A 15,429-nucleotide genomic window follows, 5' to 3' on the forward strand; every position below is an offset into this window, starting at 1 on the left:
AACCGCCTGCAATCATATTGTCATTCTATGACCTCGATTCCATCCATGTACGGTTGCAATGCCCGGGGTATATGAATACGCCCCAATTTATCCTGGTAATTCTCAACAACGGCAATCAAGGTGCGCCCGACCGCCAATCCCGATCCATTCAACGTATGGACCAATTCGATTTTTCCGGCTTCATCACGCCAGCGCGCTTTCATGCGTCGCGCCTGAAAGGCTTCCGTATTGCTGCAGGATGAAATTTCACGGTATCGCTGCTGGCCTGGCAGCCAAACTTCCAGATCATAGGTTTTTGCAGCAGCAAATCCGATATCCGCCGTGCATAAGGCAACCACACGGTAAGGAAGCTCCAAACGCTGCAATACAGCTTCAGCATGTCGTGTCAATTCTTCGAGCGCATGATAAGACTCGCTAGGCTTTACAATCTGCACCAGCTCCACTTTTTCAAATTGATGCTGACGCAGCATGCCCTTGATGTCTTTGCCATAGGAACCCGCCTCACTGCGAAAACAAGAGCTGTAACAGACATATTTCACCGGTAATTGAACCGTCTCAAGGATTTGCTCGCGAACCGTGTTAGTCACAGGAACTTCCGCAGTGGAAATCAAATAGCGCTCGCTGTCACCCGACACGGAAAACAAATCTTCCCTGAATTTGGGTAATTGCCCCGTACCGAACAGACAATCCGCATTGACGATATAGGGAATGGAAATTTCCTGATAGCCATGTTCCCTGGTGTGCAAATCCAGCATGAATTGAATCAGTGCGCGCTGCAATCTTGCCAGCGGACCGCGCAATACCACAAAGCGCGCACCAGCAAGCTTAGCAGCGGTTTCAAAATCTATCCATCCCTGACCCGCACCCAATTCCGCATGATCCTTGGGTGTAAAAGTGAATTTTTTGGGCTCGCCCCAGACACGCACTACCTGGTTATCCTCCTCGCTCTTTCCATCCGGTACGGACTCATGCGGTACATTAGGGATGCGCGCAAGAAAATCTTCCAGCTCAATCTGGGTAGATGCAAACTGTTCCTCTACAGATTTAAGCTCATCGCTCAAATCCTTGAGGCTTTTCAAGACATCATCAACATTTTTACCCGATGCCTTGGCATGGCCGACTTCTTTCGAGCGCACGTTGCGCTCATTTTGCAATTCCTGCATCCGGACTTGCAAAAGTTTGCGGCGCTCTTCCAGATCATTAAACCTGGCCGTATCAATCACAAAGCCGCGCTTGCTGATTCGCGCGGCTATAGTGTCCATGGAACTTCTTAATAGTTTGGGATCCAGCATATCTAGGTCGTCACTTTCGCAAGTACTTCTGCTGCTTTCTGGCCCATTTCAGCAGGTGAATGAACAGTATGAACGCCCGCCGCTTCCAGCGCCTTGAATTTTTCCGCAGCTGTTCCCTTTCCGCCGGCAATGATGGCGCCGGCATGACCCATGCGCTTTCCAGCCGGTGCTGTCACACCTGCAATATAGGCAACCACAGGCTTTGACACATGTTGTTTAATGAACGCGGCCGCTTCCTCTTCAGCACTTCCGCCAATTTCTCCCACCATCACAATGATTTCTGTCTGCGGGTCTTTTTCAAACATGCCCAGTACATCAATAAAATTGGTGCCAGGAATGGGATCGCCGCCTATGCCTACGCAAGTACTTTGGCCCAGACCCAGATCAGAAGTTTGTTTGACGGCTTCATAAGTCAACGTACCTGAACGTGACACGATGCCGACTTTGCCGGGTTTGTGTATGTATCCGGGCATAATGCCGATCTTGCATTCACCCGGAGTGATGATACCCGGGCAATTCGGACCGATCAGCCGCACTTCAGGATGCTGATCGATACAAGCTTTGACTTCCAGCATGTCCAGAACGGGAATGCCTTCGGTAATGCAGACTATCAATCTGATTCCCGCGTCCACGGCTTCCAGTATCGAATCTTTGCAATAAGGCGCCGGGACATATATGACTGACGCATCAGCCTGCGTTTCCAGGTACGCTTCACTGACCGTGTTAAAAACCGGCAGTCCCAGATGGGTCTGACCTCCCTTTTCGGGCGTGACGCCGCCCACCATTTTTGTTCCATAGGCGATCGCCTGTTCGGAATGCAGGGTTCCCTGCTTGCCAGTGAATCCCTGGCAAATGACTTTTGTGCTTTTATTTACAAGAATACTCATGATATGACACCTTATACGTTGGCTGCGGCTTGTACGACTTTTTTGGCCGCGTCTGTGAAACTGGTGGAAGCAATAATATTCAGGCCGCTTTCAGCCAGCATTTTTGCGCCCAGATCCGCATTGTTTCCCTCAAGCCGGACAACAACCGGCAGAGATGTCCCGATTTCCGCCACAGCACCGATAATGCCTTCCGCGATCAAATCTCCGCGCACGATACCGCCAAAAATATTGATGAGAATGGCTTTAACCTTTTTGTCCGACAGGATAATTTTGAAAGCTTCCGAAACGCGTTCCTTGGTCGCACCGCCGCCCACATCCAGAAAGTTGGCCGGGTTGCCGCCTTGCAGCTTGATCATATCCATAGTAGCCATGGCAAGACCCGCGCCGTTAACCATGCAACCGATATCGCCGTCAAGCGCGATGTAATTCAGTTCCCAGTCGCGCGCGTGATTCTCGCGTTCGTCTTCCTGTGAAGCATCGCGCATGGCGCGCAATTTCGGCTGCCGGTACAGCGCATTGTCGTCAATATTGATCTTCGCATCCAGACACAACAGATTGCCTTGCTTGGTGATCACAAGCGGATTGATTTCCAGCAGGCTCAGATCGCATTCAGTAAACATTTTGCCGAGTCCTGAGAGCAGATGAACAAACTGCTTGATTTGCTCTCCTTTTAAACCCAGGGCGAAAGCCAGTTTCCTTCCCTGGTACGGCATCATGCCCACCAGCGGATCCAATGTCACCGTTAGAATTTTTTCGGGCGTTTTTTCAGCCACTTTCTCAATTTCAACACCGCCTTCCGTTGATGCCATGAATACAATACGCCGCGTGGAACGATCAATCACCGCGCCCAGATACAATTCTTTTTCTATATCGCAAGGCTCTTCAATCAATACCTGATTTACCGGCTGCCCTTCCGCTGTAGTCTGATAAGTGACAAGGCGTTTTCCCAGCAGGGAACGCGTGACTTCGGTGACTTCGTCTTTCGTGGAAACAACTTTAACACCGCCAGCCTTGCCTCTGCCGCCCGCGTGAACTTGCGCTTTTACAACCCAGCGCGAGGTTTTCATTTTATCAGCGATATAAAGCGCATCCTCCACACTGGATGCGACTTCACCTTTTGAAACCGGCAAACCGAATTCCGATAATAACTGTTTTGCTTGATACTCATGAAGATTCATTACTGTCACCTGTTTTATATTTATAAATCACAATTGCGCATATCTTCGCTTCGCAAGCCATTGCGTGCGCGAGGCCGCGATCCAGCGGTTTATTATACTTCCAGTATTAAGCGTGTCGGATCTTCAAGTAATTCCTTAATTGACACGAGAAAAGTCACGGATTCCTTGCCGTCAATGAGCCTGTGATCGTATGAGAGCGCCACATACATCATGGGCCGTATGACAACCTGGCCATTTTCAACCACAGGCCGCTCCTGGATTTTATGCATTCCCAAGATGGCGCATTGCGGCGAATTGATGATAGGTGTCGCCATCAATGATCCGAACACCCCGCCATTTGTAATCGTAAAAGTACCGCCTTGCATTTCTTCCAGCGTCAATTTGCCAGTGCGTGCCTTCTCGGCTGATTCGGCAATTTTCGATTCGATTTCAGCCATGCTCATCTTGTCGGCATCACGCAGCACCGGGACGACCAAACCGCGATCCGTTGAAACAGCAACGCCTATGTCAAAAAATCCGTGATAGACAATATCATTGCCGTCTATGGAAGCATTCACAACCGGAGCGCGTTTCAAAGCTTCCACACAAGCCTTGACAAAAAACGACATGAAGCCAAGACGCACATTGTATTTTTTCTCGAATTTGTCCCGGTAGCGGCTGCGAATGTCCATCACCGGCGCCATATTAATTTCATTAAATGTGGTCAGCATGGCGGTATTCTGTGTGACATCCAGCAGCCGTTCCGCAATCCGAGCACGAATACGCGTCATTGGCACGCGTTTTTCAGGCCGCGCTCCCGCGGGCAGGGATGCAGCAGGCATGCCTGCACCGCTCTTGCTTGCCGCGAGCACGTTTTCTTTAGTAATACGCCCGCCTTTGCCAGTGCCCACCACCTGGGAAACATCGATATCATGTTCTGCCGCGGCCCGGCGCACAGAGGGACCCATGGGAGGCACAGGCTGCGGTGCCGCGAGCCGGATTTCCTGGCTGCCAGCATCCGTCACGGCAGGAGCGGCTTTTTCTTCCTTGCGGACCGGCGCGCTGACCGGCTGCGCAGGCGTCTGTTCCGCCACTGCCGCATCAATCACAGCAATGACTTCCTGAGCCTGAACCGTGCTTCCGGTCGCCTTAATAATTTCCTTTAAAATACCATCTGTTGGGGAGGGAACCTCAAGCATGACCTTATCTGTTTCCAAGTCGACGATATTTTCATCGCGAGAGACTCTATCGCCAGCTTTCTTGTGCCATGTAGAAACTGTTGCGTCAGTGATGGATTCTGGTAACAGTGGTACTTTAACTTCTATCGCCATCTTGGTTTCCTTCTTGCTATAAGTTCTATTTATTTTGTTAGGGCTTGCTCAACCAGTTCTTCTTGCTCTTTTTCATGTACCGTGTGATAACCCACCGCTGGAGAAGCCGATGAGTGACGGCCCGCATAACGCAGTTTCTGTCCTTTCGCCAGCGTGCTTTGGATGTAAGGTGAAATGGTGATCCAGGCACCCTGGTTTTGCGGCTCTTCCTGACACCAGATAATATCTTTCACATGTGCGTAAGAAGCCATCACGCCGCGGAAAGCTTCTTCAGGAAATGGATAAAGCTGCTCAAGACGGATAATGGCGGCGTTATTCAATTTCAAGTCGCGTCTGTGCTGAAGCAATTCATAATAAATTTTCCCGGAAGTGATAATCACACGCTCTGTTTTCTTTGCGTCAATCTTGTCTATTTCGGGTATCACCAACCGGAACTCGCCTTCAGATAACTCTTTCAGTTCAGATACCGCAAGCGGGTTACGCAACACGCTTTTAGGCGACATCACGATAAGCGGCTTTCGATAAGGCCTTATCATTTGCCGGCGCAGCAAATGGAAGATCTGTGCCGGAGTTGATGGTATGCAAACCTGGATATTGTCTTGCGCGCAGAGCTGCAGATAGCGTTCAAGACGCGCAGAAGAATGCTCCGGTCCCTGACCTTCGTATCCATGAGGAAGCAGCATGACCAAGCCGCACAACCGTCCCCACTTTTGTTCTCCGGAACTGATAAACTGATCAATCACAACCTGCGCGCCGTTGGCAAAATCTCCGAACTGCGCTTCCCAGATAACCAGAAAATTGGGTTCAGCAGTGGCATAGCCGTATTCAAACGCAAGCACGGCTTCTTCAGAAAGGAACGAATCCACCACATTGATTTGAGCCTGGTTGGGTGAAACATGGCTTAACGGGATGTAAATTTCATCTGTATTCTGATCATGAAGTACCGCATGGCGGTGTGCGAAGGTTCCCCGCGCGGCATCCTGACCGCAAAGCCGGATAGGATAACCCTGATCCAGAAGAGTCGCATAGGCCATGGTTTCAGCATAGCCCCAGTTAATTGGAAGCTCGCCATCCGTCATTTTTCTTTGGGCTTCCAGTGTCTTTTTGACCTGGGGTTGAAGCACATATCCATCAGGCAGTTTTTCCATTGCTTTCGCCAGTTCTTTGATGCGATTGAGCGGAACAGCTGTGGTGGCTTTTTCAGTCCAGGACTTGCCAATGAAAGGTTCCCAGTTGACGGCAAATTCATAAGAAGCACTGTCATTCGCCACTTCTACCATGGTTTTTCCGTCATCCAAACCCTGACGGAAAGCATCGACGAGTTTTTTCTCTTCATCTTCCTTGATCAAGCCTTCGCTGACCAGCTTTTTGGCATAAAGAAGGTAGGGAACCTGCATGGCTTTAATTGTTTTATACATAAGAGGCTGGGTTGCGGAAGGTTCGTCTGCCTCATTATGACCATGCCGGCGGTAACACACCAGGTCAATCACGATGTCTTTTTTGAACAGATAGCGGTAGTCGACTGCGAACAAGGCTGCGAAATACACAGCTTCAGGATCATTTGCATTAACATGCAGCACTGGCGCTTCCACCATTTTCGCCACATCGGTGCAGTATGTAGTTGAACGGGAATCCTTGGTGTTGCTAGTCGTGAATCCAACCTGGTTATTGATGACGATATGGATAGATCCCCCGACCGCAAACCAGCGGATCTGGGACATGTTAAACGTTTCCATGACCACGCCCTGCCCAGCGAAAGCGGCGTCCCCATGAATTTGAATCGGCAATACCTGCTTTTGTTCCGTATCCCGACGCCGGCGCTGCCTGGCCCTGACCGACCCTTGCACCACAGGAGACACAATTTCAAGATGAGATGGATTAAAAGCAAGAGCGATGTGCATCAACCCATAGTTAGTCTTGACATTCGACGAGTAGCCCAGATGGTATTTCACATCTCCGGAATGTGTTTCGGGAACGCCCTTGCCTTCAAATGCGGCAAAAATTCCTTTTGAATCCTTGCCCACAATATTAACAAGCACATTCAGTCTGCCGCGGTGAGCCATCCCTATGATGGTTTCCTTGACACCGTTCTGGGAACTGCGATTTACCACGGTATCCAGAAGCGGAATCAAGCTGTCGCCGCCTTCCAGTGAAAACCGCTTTTGTCCCACATATTTGAAACCCAGATACTTTTCCAAGCCATCAGCCACCACCAGGCGGTTTAATATATGCAACTTTTCAGCATTGGTGGGCTTAAAACTAGACCAACCCTGTTCCATGCGCTCGCGTATCCACTCCACTTCCTCGACCCGATTGATATGCATATATTCGATGCCTATCGTATTACAGTACACCCTGCGCAGCGCATCATAAATTTCCGCCAGTGTAGCCGAACTTTTGTTCAATCCGGTGAAAGATCCCACATTAAAGGTTTTCTTGAGGTCTTGATCAGTGAAGCCGTAATATGCGAGTTCTAGCGTGGGGCTGTATATACCTTTATACATTCCAAGCGGATCGATGTTGGCCTGCAAATGCCCCAGGCGCCGGTAAGCCGCAATTAACTCTATAACTCGTTCCTGCTGCTGGTCATGATAGGTTTCTATACCAGACACAGCGGCTACTTTTGCAGACTCTCTCGCCAGCTGCAAGAACTGCTCCCTGATAGCGGCATGAGAAACATCCGGTGAGGTACGAGGGACGCGCTGTAATAATTGTTCAAAATAATTTCGCCATTCCGGCGCGACGCTTTGCGGGTCTGCAAGATAATTTTCGTATAAAGTCTCAAGATAAGCTTCGTTTCCGGAGGAAAGATAAGTGTCTTGCCAAAGTTCTTGCATGGTTCTGGGCTGGGTGGTCATTTCTCACACTACTCAATTTAATGTTTATCTAAAAAAACCATTCATTGCACGCATTACACGCACACCACCGAAAACACAAGAAAATATCATTTGTTTTCAATGGGTTATAAAGAAAAATCAAACTGAATCCTCAAGCATTTCTTCTTTAATATTATTGATTGCCTGAAGAGGATTTAAATCTTTGGGACAAACATCCACACAATTCATGATACCACGACACCGGAAAACGCTGAATGGATCAGCAAGGTCGGCAAGGCGCTCTTCAGTGTGAGTATCACGGCTGTCGGCGATAAATCGGTATGCCTGTAGCAGTGCTGCAGGTCCCATATATTTATCAGGATTCCACCAGAAAGAGGGGCAAGAGGCGGTGCAGCATGCACATAAAATACACTCATACAACCCGTCCAGCTTGGCTCTGTCTTCGGGTGATTGCAGGCGCTCGGTCGCCGGGGCCGGCTCATCATTCTGCAGATACGGCTGTGCTTTCTCATATTGCTGATAAAATTGCGTCATATCAACAACCAGATCGCGAATAACCGGCAAGCCCGGCAATGGCCGTATGACAATCGGCTCCTTTAGAGAAGAGAGATGTGTCGTACATGCCAAGCGGTTTTTTCCATTGATATTCATGCCGTCCGAGCCACACACTCCTTCACGGCAGGAGCGGCGCAAGGTTAATGTTTCATCCATTTTATTTTTGATGGCAAGCAAGGCATCCAGCACCATCACACAATTATTCTCCTTCACATCCACGTCAAAATCTTGCATATATGGTTTTTCATCAGTTTCTGGATTGAATCGGTAGATGGAAAAACGCATGATCATATCCTCATTAGTTCATAGTACTTAAGTAGGGTTCTCTTCTCTGTTTCTGAGTGTGATAGGCTCCATGCCTTCCGGTTTCATGTTGACAGGTCTGAATGTCAGGCGGCCGTCTTCATAATAAAGAGAGTGTTTCAGCCAGTTTTTATCATCCCGCTCAGGATAATCCGACCGCGCATGCGCTCCGCGGCTTTCTTTGCGTACCTCGGCCGAATAAGCCGTGGCAATCGCCGTTGACATCAGGTTATCCAGCTCCAGGGCTTCGATCCGGGCCGTATTAAAACAAGCGCTCTTGTCTTTAATAGAGGCATAATTCAATCTGTCTTTTAATTCTTCCAGCTTCATGAAGCCTTCTTTCATGTGCTCCTCAGTACGGAACACGCCAAAATCATCTTGCATGACTTTTTGCAACGCGGAGCGAATATCATCCACACTTTCACCTTTCTCGTTTCCATTCCAGCGATACAAACGGGATAAGGCCTGCTCGATATCATCATTCGTTGCTTCGTGATAATGCAGACCTTGATCAATACTTTCTTTCACATGCATGCCCGAAGCACGGCCAAACACAATCAAGTCCAAAAGAGAATTGGCACCCAGACGGTTTGCACCATGTACCGAGACACAGGCGCATTCACCGGCAGCATATAATCCATCCACAATCTGGTCTTCACCTTTTGCATTCTGGGTTAATACCTGGCCGTGGTAATTGGTGGGTATGCCGCCCATGGTATAGTGGCAAGTCGGCACAACCGGAATAGGTTCCTTAATAGGATCAACACCAGCGAATGTCATGGCTAGTTCACGTATGCCCGGCAGTCTTGACTTGATGATTTCTTCGCCCAGATGATCTGCCTTGAGAAGAACATATTCTCCCTTAGGACCCGCCCCCCTGCCTTCACGTATTTCAATCGCCGATGAACGTGAAACGATGTCGCGGCAAGACAAATCCTTTAGATGAGGCGCATACCGTTCCATATACCGCTCGCCGTTCTTATTGATGAGATACCCGCCTTCTCCACGCACGCTTTCACTAATCAGTGACCCTGAACCATAAATCCCGGTAGGATGGAATTGCCAGAATTCCATATCCTGCAGCGGATACCCTGCACGCAGCACCATGCCAAAGCCATCACCCGTGTTAATATGGGCATTCGTGGTAGATTGAAAAATCCGCCCGGCTCCGCCAGTGGCCAGCACCACAGCTCTGGCGTGTAAAAAGACAACCTCACCGGTTTCTATGCAAATCGCTGTCACACCCGCGACGCCCCCGGCGGTTTTAACCAAATCGATAGCAAACCATTCATTGAAGAAATGCGCTTTAGCCTGCAGGTTTTTCTGGTATAAAGTATGCAGCATGGCGTGTCCCGTCCGGTCAGCCGCTGCACAGGTACGGTGGGCTTGTTCCTTACCATATTCGCGTGTAGCACCCCCGAAAGCACGCTGGTAAATCTTGCCATTTTCCAGGCGTGAAAACGGCAGACCCATATGTTCCAGCTCATAAATGGATTGAGGTGCGTTCTTGCACATATACTCTATCGCATCCTGATCACCTAAAAAATCCGATCCCACGACCGTGTCGTACATATGCCAGCGCCAGTCATCCGGCTCAATATTCCCCAAGGCTGCATTAATACCGCCTTGTGCGGACACCGTATGGGACCGAGTAGGAAAAACCTTGGAAAGAACCGCCACCTTCAAACCCGATTGTGAAAGCTCTATGGCAGACCGAAGACCTGCTCCACCCCCACCGACTATCACTGCATCAAACGTATGCGTTGGAACTCTCATTAATTAAACACTCCATAAAATCAGCACGCCCCAGATAAAACAGGCGGCAAGCATGAGGAGAACAAGAACATTTAAAGTACTGCGAAGAACAAAGGATTTTATATAATCCGTGAAGATGGTCCATATCCCTATCCATGCATGCAGCATAATGGACACCAGAAACAGAATAGTTGCGATTTTCATCCACTCACGAGCAAACAGACTGTGCCATTCGGCAAATGAAATCCCCGGATTGGAAATAATGTATATAATTAACCCAATTGAATAGACTGCCATCAGAATGGCAGAAATTCTTTGTACAACCCAGTCACGCAACCCCTGATGATTGACACCTAATACAGATTTCACCATATCCAGATTCCCGCTAAAATGACGAATAAACCAAAAATGACAAAAGTGGCCCAGGCCATAGACCTGCCGAGTTTCAACGTATCACCAATGTGGATATCTGATAAAAGATGCCGCACACCTGCAACAAGATGAAAACAAAATGGTATAAACAATAACCAGAAAATGATTTTGACCCAAGGTGAGCCCAATAAGCGCTGTAAATCGTCAAACCCTGAAACCGTCAAAGAGTATTCCAGACCCCAAAGCGCAACCGGGATGAGCAAAAAAAGAAAAGCTCCGGATACACGGTGCAAAATAGAGACAATAGCTGGAATGGGGAAGTGTATTGTAAAAAGATTAAGATTTTTCGGCCTAGAATGGTTCACGCGTCATGTTCCTTAGCAAAATACTTGCCACAAATACTTGTGATTATATTATTCGGACATCTGTAAATCAAATAGATACATGCTTTTATGAATGCGCGACAGAAGAAAAATATTCGTCTAGAATCCACCCTCCCCTGTCTTAGTGCCGGGTATTTATGATTTAATATAATAATCAATGATTAGATCATCGGCGCGAAATGAACCCGCACCGATGGCCTCAGGGAGAGAGTTGTATTTCTTCCCTCAGGTATCCCCCGTCACCAGGGTTCCCGTGGCAAGCCGCGGGTGTAAATTTCAATTATAAAGAGTATGGAGATCTGCTTCTATGGCTGACAAGAAGGCGAAACTAGCCGTCAACGGCAAAACAATCGAGCTGGATATTTTGTCCGGTACGCTAGGGCCAGACGTCATTGATATCAGTCCGTTATTGAAAGATGGGTATTTTACATACGATATTGGTTTTAATTCGACAGCCGCATGTGAATCAAAAATCACTTATATAGACGGTGACAAAGGCATACTGCTTTATCGAGGTTACCCGATTGAACAGCTTGCCAGCCAGTCCAGCTTTCTGGAAGTCTGTTATCTGCTCTTGAACGGCGAACTGCCTTCCAAAACCCAGTACGACAAGTTCTGCAAGGACATCACTCACCATACCATGGTGCACGAACAAATTCGCAATTTCTTCAATGGATTTCGCCGTGACGCTCACCCCATGGCCATTATGGTTGGTGTGGTCGGAGCGCTTTCAGCCTTTTATCATGACACCCTGGATATCACCAATCCCGAACATCGCACAATTTCTGCGCTGAGGCTGATTGCGAAAATGCCGACCATTGCCGCCATGTGTTATAAATATTCTATCGGGCAGCCCTTCATGCCGCCTAAAAACAAGTTATCCTACGCAGAAAATTTTCTGCACATGATGTTTGGCACACCCTGCGAGGAAACCACTCCGGATCCCATACTTGCCCGCGCACTGGACAGAATTTTCATATTGCATGCAGACCATGAACAAAATGCTTCCACTTCCACTGTCAGGCTGGCGGGCTCCACAGGCGCCAATCCGTTCGCTTGTATTTCTGCCGGTATAGGAGCGCTTTGGGGACCGGCACACGGCGGCGCCAACGAAGCGGTGCTAAACATGCTGAATGAAATCGGTGACTCTTCACGTATTAACAAATTTATCGCTCGTGCCAAAGATCCAAAAGATTCATTCCGTCTCATGGGCTTCGGACACCGTGTATACAAAAACTACGATCCTCGCGCCAAAGTCATGCGCGAAACCTGCCATGAAGTTTTAGAAGCTGTCGGCGCCCATAATGATCCTCTGTTCAAACTTGCCATGGAATTGGAAAGAATAGCACTTCAGGATGATTACTTCGTACAAAAGAAACTTTATCCTAATGTGGATTTTTATTCTGGTATTACACTGAGTGCAATTGGCATTCCCACTAATATGTTTACGGTAATATTCGCGCTAGCGAGAACAGTAGGCTGGGTTGCGCAATGGAATGAAATGATCAGCAATCCCTATCGACTGGGGCGCCCAAGACAATTGTACAGAGGTTCAAAAGAAAGAGATTACGTAACTATGTCACTACGGGGAAAATAGCCAGGAATCAGACAAGTCCACTCTGCTCAGAAACCCTGACAACACGGCTTAAATTTGAACCTAGCAACGTTAATCGAACGTGTCAGTTCGATTAACGTCCTCGGGAGAATGGAAAACACTTCATACTAGCACAGATCAAATAATACACTAACGCCGCCGTTCACATAGACATCATTCTTTCCACCTACCCATGTATAAGCGTCGCGCGCTTCAAGACGCAGGGCTACGGAGTTGGCGACGAATATTTGCGCGCCGATTGCCGCATTGATATTGCCCTCATTATTGGCATCGTTTCTGTTCGGATTTAACCCCGTGATACCCACACCCGCCAGTATATAAGGTTCAACTATCTTGAACGGTGAAAAATGGTATACACCGTCGAAGTTGAAGACCGTGCCACTTACATGCCGCGTATCATTGACAGATCGCTTGAAACGAGTCTTGAATCCCGCCAGAAATCCTTCAACACCCCAATGCTCAGTAAGATTATAGCCCAGCTCAAGCATGCCGAAGCCTTTGTTGTTCATTTCCCGTTTGGAATCCAGATAGACATAACCGCCACCCGCTGTCAGTGTCAAAGCACCCGGCCTATTTCCAGCATAAGCGGAGTGCGATGAAAGCGTGGCCAGACCAATGGAGGATAAAACGAATGAATAGAATATTTTTTTCATGTTACTCCCTCTTAAACATCAATTTCCTGGTGGAGTCGAGGAGGATCGAACTCCCGACCTTCGCATTGCGAATAACGTATTTAAGATTAAGAAACTTTATTAATCAAATAGTTAATGTGTATGCGTTATGCAAATAATATACAAAATTAAGCCGGTTTTTGCAAGAAGTTACCTATTTGCGGTGCAGAAACGGTGCAATATTTTTAAGTGAGGGGGTATGCGGTGAGTAATGATGAAATAACAAAATTGACTACGGACATTACAATTAAAGCCAAGCGCCTAATAAAGCTTTGCGAAAAAATCATAAGCACCCCGCATATAAATGACCTTGAACTTAACTTTGCCCGTGAGGTAAAGGGCCATTGTGAAACCTACCTAGCCGCCGCTGATGAACCGCCGGCTACCGATGACAGCACACCGGGTGCCGATGACAACCTTGAGCATGACCGCCGACAGCGCATAGCCGATATACGGGCTGAACAAATATGCGGTAGGAGAAGGTTGTAATGATTATAGAAACCCCCGGCCTATATAAAGGCATCAGCAATGAGGATTACCACCGCTCACCCGGCATCAGCAATTCAGGTATCAGGCTAATACTGGATTGCCCTAAAATTTACTACTACCGTTACCTATCAGGTGAATATGAGCGTAAGGAGTCGGCTGATAAAAAAATAGGCACGGCCGTACATACCCTTGTCCTTGAGCCCGATACTTTTTTTGACCGCTACCTTATTGTCGATGCTATGCCTACCAAACCGAACCGCCGTAGCACTTATGAGACACGCCGCAAATATGAGGATTTCATAACTAGCGCGGGGGGCCGGGAAATACTTACCGAGGACGACTACCTACAGGCCGGGTTAATGGCAAATAACATCATAAACCATGCCGCTTTTAAAAAAGTAAAGGGCACCGGTTGTTTTGAAGATTCTATCATGTGGCTAGACCCGGATAGCGGCGCGCCGTTGCGCACGCGCCCTGATTTCTATAACGACTTCCTTATCATTGATATTAAAACCGCAAAGGATGTGCGCCGCGCCGCCTTTGCACGCCATATATATGAATACGGTTACCACAGCCAAGCGGCCATGGCCTGTGACGGCCTGACCGCGGCGACTGGCATTCCCTACAACATGGTTGTACTTTTCGCCGTAGCCAAGGAGCCGCCCTACCTTGTCCAGCCCTACGTCCTGAAAGGACAGGCTTTAGAACAAGGCCGCGCTGATTACAAAAAAGGTGCCGCGATTTACCAGCAATGCCTAATTACAAATACATGGCCCGGTTACGAAGAAGCCATCCTTGATATTGATTTACCCGCTTACGCTTATAGGAGTAATGACAATGAGTAATGAGTTACAAAAAGCCGCACCGTTAAATAACATGCTAGCCATGTGGCGCGACCCCGAACAGCTTAAAACAATACGCTCAATTTATGCGAAAGACGCTACTGACCTTGAATTTAAAACTTTTGTTGAATTAGGCATAGCTACGGGCTTAAACCCTTTTCTCCGTGAAATCTGGCTAGTTAAATATGACAAAAATTCAGCCGCGCAGATATTCATAGGACGTGACGGCTATAGAAAATCCATAAGTACAAAAGAATATTACCGAGGGCACCATGCTGATGCCGTCTATTCAAATGATGATTTCTGTTTCGACTTAACAAAAGGCGAAGTGCGCCATACCTATAACTTAAAAGACCGCGGCAAGTTGCTAGGCGCCTATTCAATCGTCCACATGGCAAATGTACCGCGCCCCTTTTACGTATTCGTAGAACTACATGAATATGACTTAGGGCATAGTTTATGGAAAACCAAGAAAGCCACGATGATTAAAAAGGTAGCGGAATGCCAAGCAATACGCATGGCCGATTCATGCACCTTCGGCGGCACGTACAGTGAAGATGAAATGCCTGAACACATGCGCGAGGAAAGCAAGGCGAGCCAGCTTAACAAACGGCTTGAGCTAAAGCCTAGCAATACTTTTGACGGTGAGATCGTAAACCCCGCTACGGGTGAAGTGACAGAAACGGTTAATACAACCGCCGAGGCACAAGTACCGCCGGCTGAACAGCCGCTTGAACAAGAGTTGCTTGTATCAGTCGATACAATAAAAACAAAAATACAAAATGCCGATAATGCGCAAATGCTGGTCGATGCGGTTGACCTCGTTAATTCATTGCCCGGTAGCATGATGGCCGACAAAAAAGAATTAATGAACCTATACAGACAAAAACAGAAAGAGTTGGGTTAAAAGTAACAGGGGGCATCAAGTCGATACACCTAA

General features: G+C 48.0%; 14 protein-coding genes. 4 read left to right on the plus strand and 10 right to left on the minus strand.

What is annotated here, in order from left to right:
* Window positions 1-20: 20 nt before the first annotated feature.
* The 9 genes from serS to sdhC all read right to left on the minus strand — a co-directional run bounded on the left by serS (window position 21) and on the right by sdhC (window position 10,854).
* On the minus strand, window positions 21-1,292 hold the full coding sequence (gene serS, locus AQULUS_RS06125) for a serine--tRNA ligase (protein ID WP_148339202.1): 1,272 nt from the start codon (window positions 1,290-1,292) through the stop codon (window positions 21-23).
* Window positions 1,293-1,294: 2 nt separating this feature from the next.
* Window positions 1,295-2,179 carry a succinate--CoA ligase subunit alpha gene (gene sucD / locus AQULUS_RS06130; RefSeq protein ID WP_148339203.1) on the minus strand — a complete coding sequence of 295 codons (885 nt, stop codon included), beginning with the start codon at window positions 2,177-2,179 and terminating at the stop codon, window positions 1,295-1,297.
* An 11-nt stretch (window positions 2,180-2,190) separates the two neighbouring features.
* A complete protein-coding gene (sucC, locus tag AQULUS_RS06135) occupies window positions 2,191-3,357 on the minus strand; it encodes an ADP-forming succinate--CoA ligase subunit beta (RefSeq protein WP_148339204.1) in 1,167 nt (388 codons plus the stop codon).
* A gap of 92 nt (window positions 3,358-3,449) precedes the next feature.
* Complete coding sequence (gene odhB / locus AQULUS_RS06140; protein WP_148339205.1) at window positions 3,450-4,667, minus strand: 2-oxoglutarate dehydrogenase complex dihydrolipoyllysine-residue succinyltransferase; 1,218 nt, start codon at window positions 4,665-4,667, stop codon at window positions 3,450-3,452.
* A 29-nt stretch (window positions 4,668-4,696) separates the two neighbouring features.
* Window positions 4,697-7,525 (minus strand): 2-oxoglutarate dehydrogenase E1 component, encoded by a 2,829-nt coding sequence (locus tag AQULUS_RS06145; RefSeq protein WP_148339206.1) that lies wholly within the window; start codon window positions 7,523-7,525, stop codon window positions 4,697-4,699.
* A gap of 117 nt (window positions 7,526-7,642) precedes the next feature.
* Window positions 7,643-8,344, minus strand: a complete 702-nt coding sequence (locus AQULUS_RS06150) for a succinate dehydrogenase iron-sulfur subunit (RefSeq protein ID WP_148339207.1) — start codon at window positions 8,342-8,344, stop codon at window positions 7,643-7,645.
* A 27-nt stretch (window positions 8,345-8,371) separates the two neighbouring features.
* Window positions 8,372-10,138, minus strand: a complete 1,767-nt coding sequence (gene sdhA / locus AQULUS_RS06155; RefSeq protein WP_148339208.1) for a succinate dehydrogenase flavoprotein subunit — start codon at window positions 10,136-10,138, stop codon at window positions 8,372-8,374.
* Window positions 10,139-10,141: 3 nt separating this feature from the next.
* Window positions 10,142-10,489 (minus strand): succinate dehydrogenase, hydrophobic membrane anchor protein, encoded by a 348-nt coding sequence (gene sdhD, locus AQULUS_RS06160; RefSeq protein WP_148339209.1) that lies wholly within the window; start codon window positions 10,487-10,489, stop codon window positions 10,142-10,144.
* Window positions 10,483-10,854, minus strand: a complete 372-nt coding sequence (gene sdhC, locus AQULUS_RS13185) for a succinate dehydrogenase, cytochrome b556 subunit (RefSeq protein WP_148339210.1) — start codon at window positions 10,852-10,854, stop codon at window positions 10,483-10,485. The genes sdhD and sdhC overlap by 7 nt, the downstream gene beginning before the upstream one ends.
* A gap of 325 nt (window positions 10,855-11,179) precedes the next feature.
* On the opposite strand from sdhC, the gene gltA reads away from it, so the two are divergent.
* Window positions 11,180-12,469 carry a citrate synthase gene (gene gltA, locus AQULUS_RS06170; RefSeq protein ID WP_148339211.1) on the plus strand — a complete coding sequence of 430 codons (1,290 nt, stop codon included), beginning with the start codon at window positions 11,180-11,182 and terminating at the stop codon, window positions 12,467-12,469.
* A gap of 125 nt (window positions 12,470-12,594) precedes the next feature.
* Here the strand turns inward: gltA and AQULUS_RS06175 are convergent, their stop codons facing one another.
* The gene (locus AQULUS_RS06175) at window positions 12,595-13,140 is read right to left on the minus strand and encodes an outer membrane beta-barrel protein (RefSeq protein ID WP_148339212.1); all 546 of its coding nucleotides are present in this window, start codon (window positions 13,138-13,140) and stop codon (window positions 12,595-12,597) included.
* Window positions 13,141-13,362: 222 nt separating this feature from the next.
* Between AQULUS_RS06175 and AQULUS_RS06180 the strand changes: the two genes are divergently transcribed.
* Genes AQULUS_RS06180 through bet form a run of 3 tightly spaced genes read left to right on the plus strand, consistent with a single transcriptional unit; the run spans window position 13,363 to window position 15,396 of the window.
* The gene (locus AQULUS_RS06180; protein WP_148339213.1) at window positions 13,363-13,647 is read left to right on the plus strand and encodes a hypothetical protein; all 285 of its coding nucleotides are present in this window, start codon (window positions 13,363-13,365) and stop codon (window positions 13,645-13,647) included.
* Window positions 13,647-14,492, plus strand: coding sequence for a PD-(D/E)XK nuclease-like domain-containing protein (locus AQULUS_RS06185; protein ID WP_148339214.1), 846 nt, complete (start codon window positions 13,647-13,649; stop codon window positions 14,490-14,492). The genes AQULUS_RS06180 and AQULUS_RS06185 overlap by 1 nt, the downstream gene beginning before the upstream one ends.
* Complete coding sequence (gene bet / locus AQULUS_RS06190; RefSeq protein ID WP_172622760.1) at window positions 14,485-15,396, plus strand: phage recombination protein Bet; 912 nt, start codon at window positions 14,485-14,487, stop codon at window positions 15,394-15,396. Before AQULUS_RS06185 ends, bet begins: the two co-directional genes overlap by 8 nt.
* The last annotated feature ends 33 nt before the right edge of the window (window positions 15,397-15,429 follow it).

Origin of the sequence: Aquicella siphonis (assembly GCF_902459485.1) — a bacterium.
Classification (GTDB): Bacteria; Pseudomonadota; Gammaproteobacteria; order DSM-16500; family DSM-16500; genus Aquicella; species Aquicella siphonis.

Coding starts and splice junctions, on each gene's coding strand:
- sdhA (WP_148339208.1), bottom strand. CDS start 10,138: ATGAGAGTTCCAACGCATACGTTTGATGCAGTGATAGTCGGTGGGGGT.
- AQULUS_RS06175 (WP_148339212.1), bottom strand. CDS start 13,140: ATGAAAAAAATATTCTATTCATTCGTTTTATCCTCCATTGGTCTGGCC.
- odhB (WP_148339205.1), bottom strand. CDS start 4,667: ATGGCGATAGAAGTTAAAGTACCACTGTTACCAGAATCCATCACTGAC.
- sucD (WP_148339203.1), bottom strand. CDS start 2,179: ATGAGTATTCTTGTAAATAAAAGCACAAAAGTCATTTGCCAGGGATTC.
- gltA (WP_148339211.1), top strand. CDS start 11,180: ATGGCTGACAAGAAGGCGAAACTAGCCGTCAACGGCAAAACAATCGAG.
- serS (WP_148339202.1), bottom strand. CDS start 1,292: ATGCTGGATCCCAAACTATTAAGAAGTTCCATGGACACTATAGCCGCG.
- AQULUS_RS06185 (WP_148339214.1), top strand. CDS start 13,647: ATGATTATAGAAACCCCCGGCCTATATAAAGGCATCAGCAATGAGGAT.
- AQULUS_RS06150 (WP_148339207.1), bottom strand. CDS start 8,344: ATGCGTTTTTCCATCTACCGATTCAATCCAGAAACTGATGAAAAACCA.
- sdhD (WP_148339209.1), bottom strand. CDS start 10,489: ATGGTGAAATCTGTATTAGGTGTCAATCATCAGGGGTTGCGTGACTGG.
- sucC (WP_148339204.1), bottom strand. CDS start 3,357: ATGAATCTTCATGAGTATCAAGCAAAACAGTTATTATCGGAATTCGGT.
- AQULUS_RS06145 (WP_148339206.1), bottom strand. CDS start 7,525: ATGACCACCCAGCCCAGAACCATGCAAGAACTTTGGCAAGACACTTAT.
- bet (WP_172622760.1), top strand. CDS start 14,485: ATGAGTAATGAGTTACAAAAAGCCGCACCGTTAAATAACATGCTAGCC.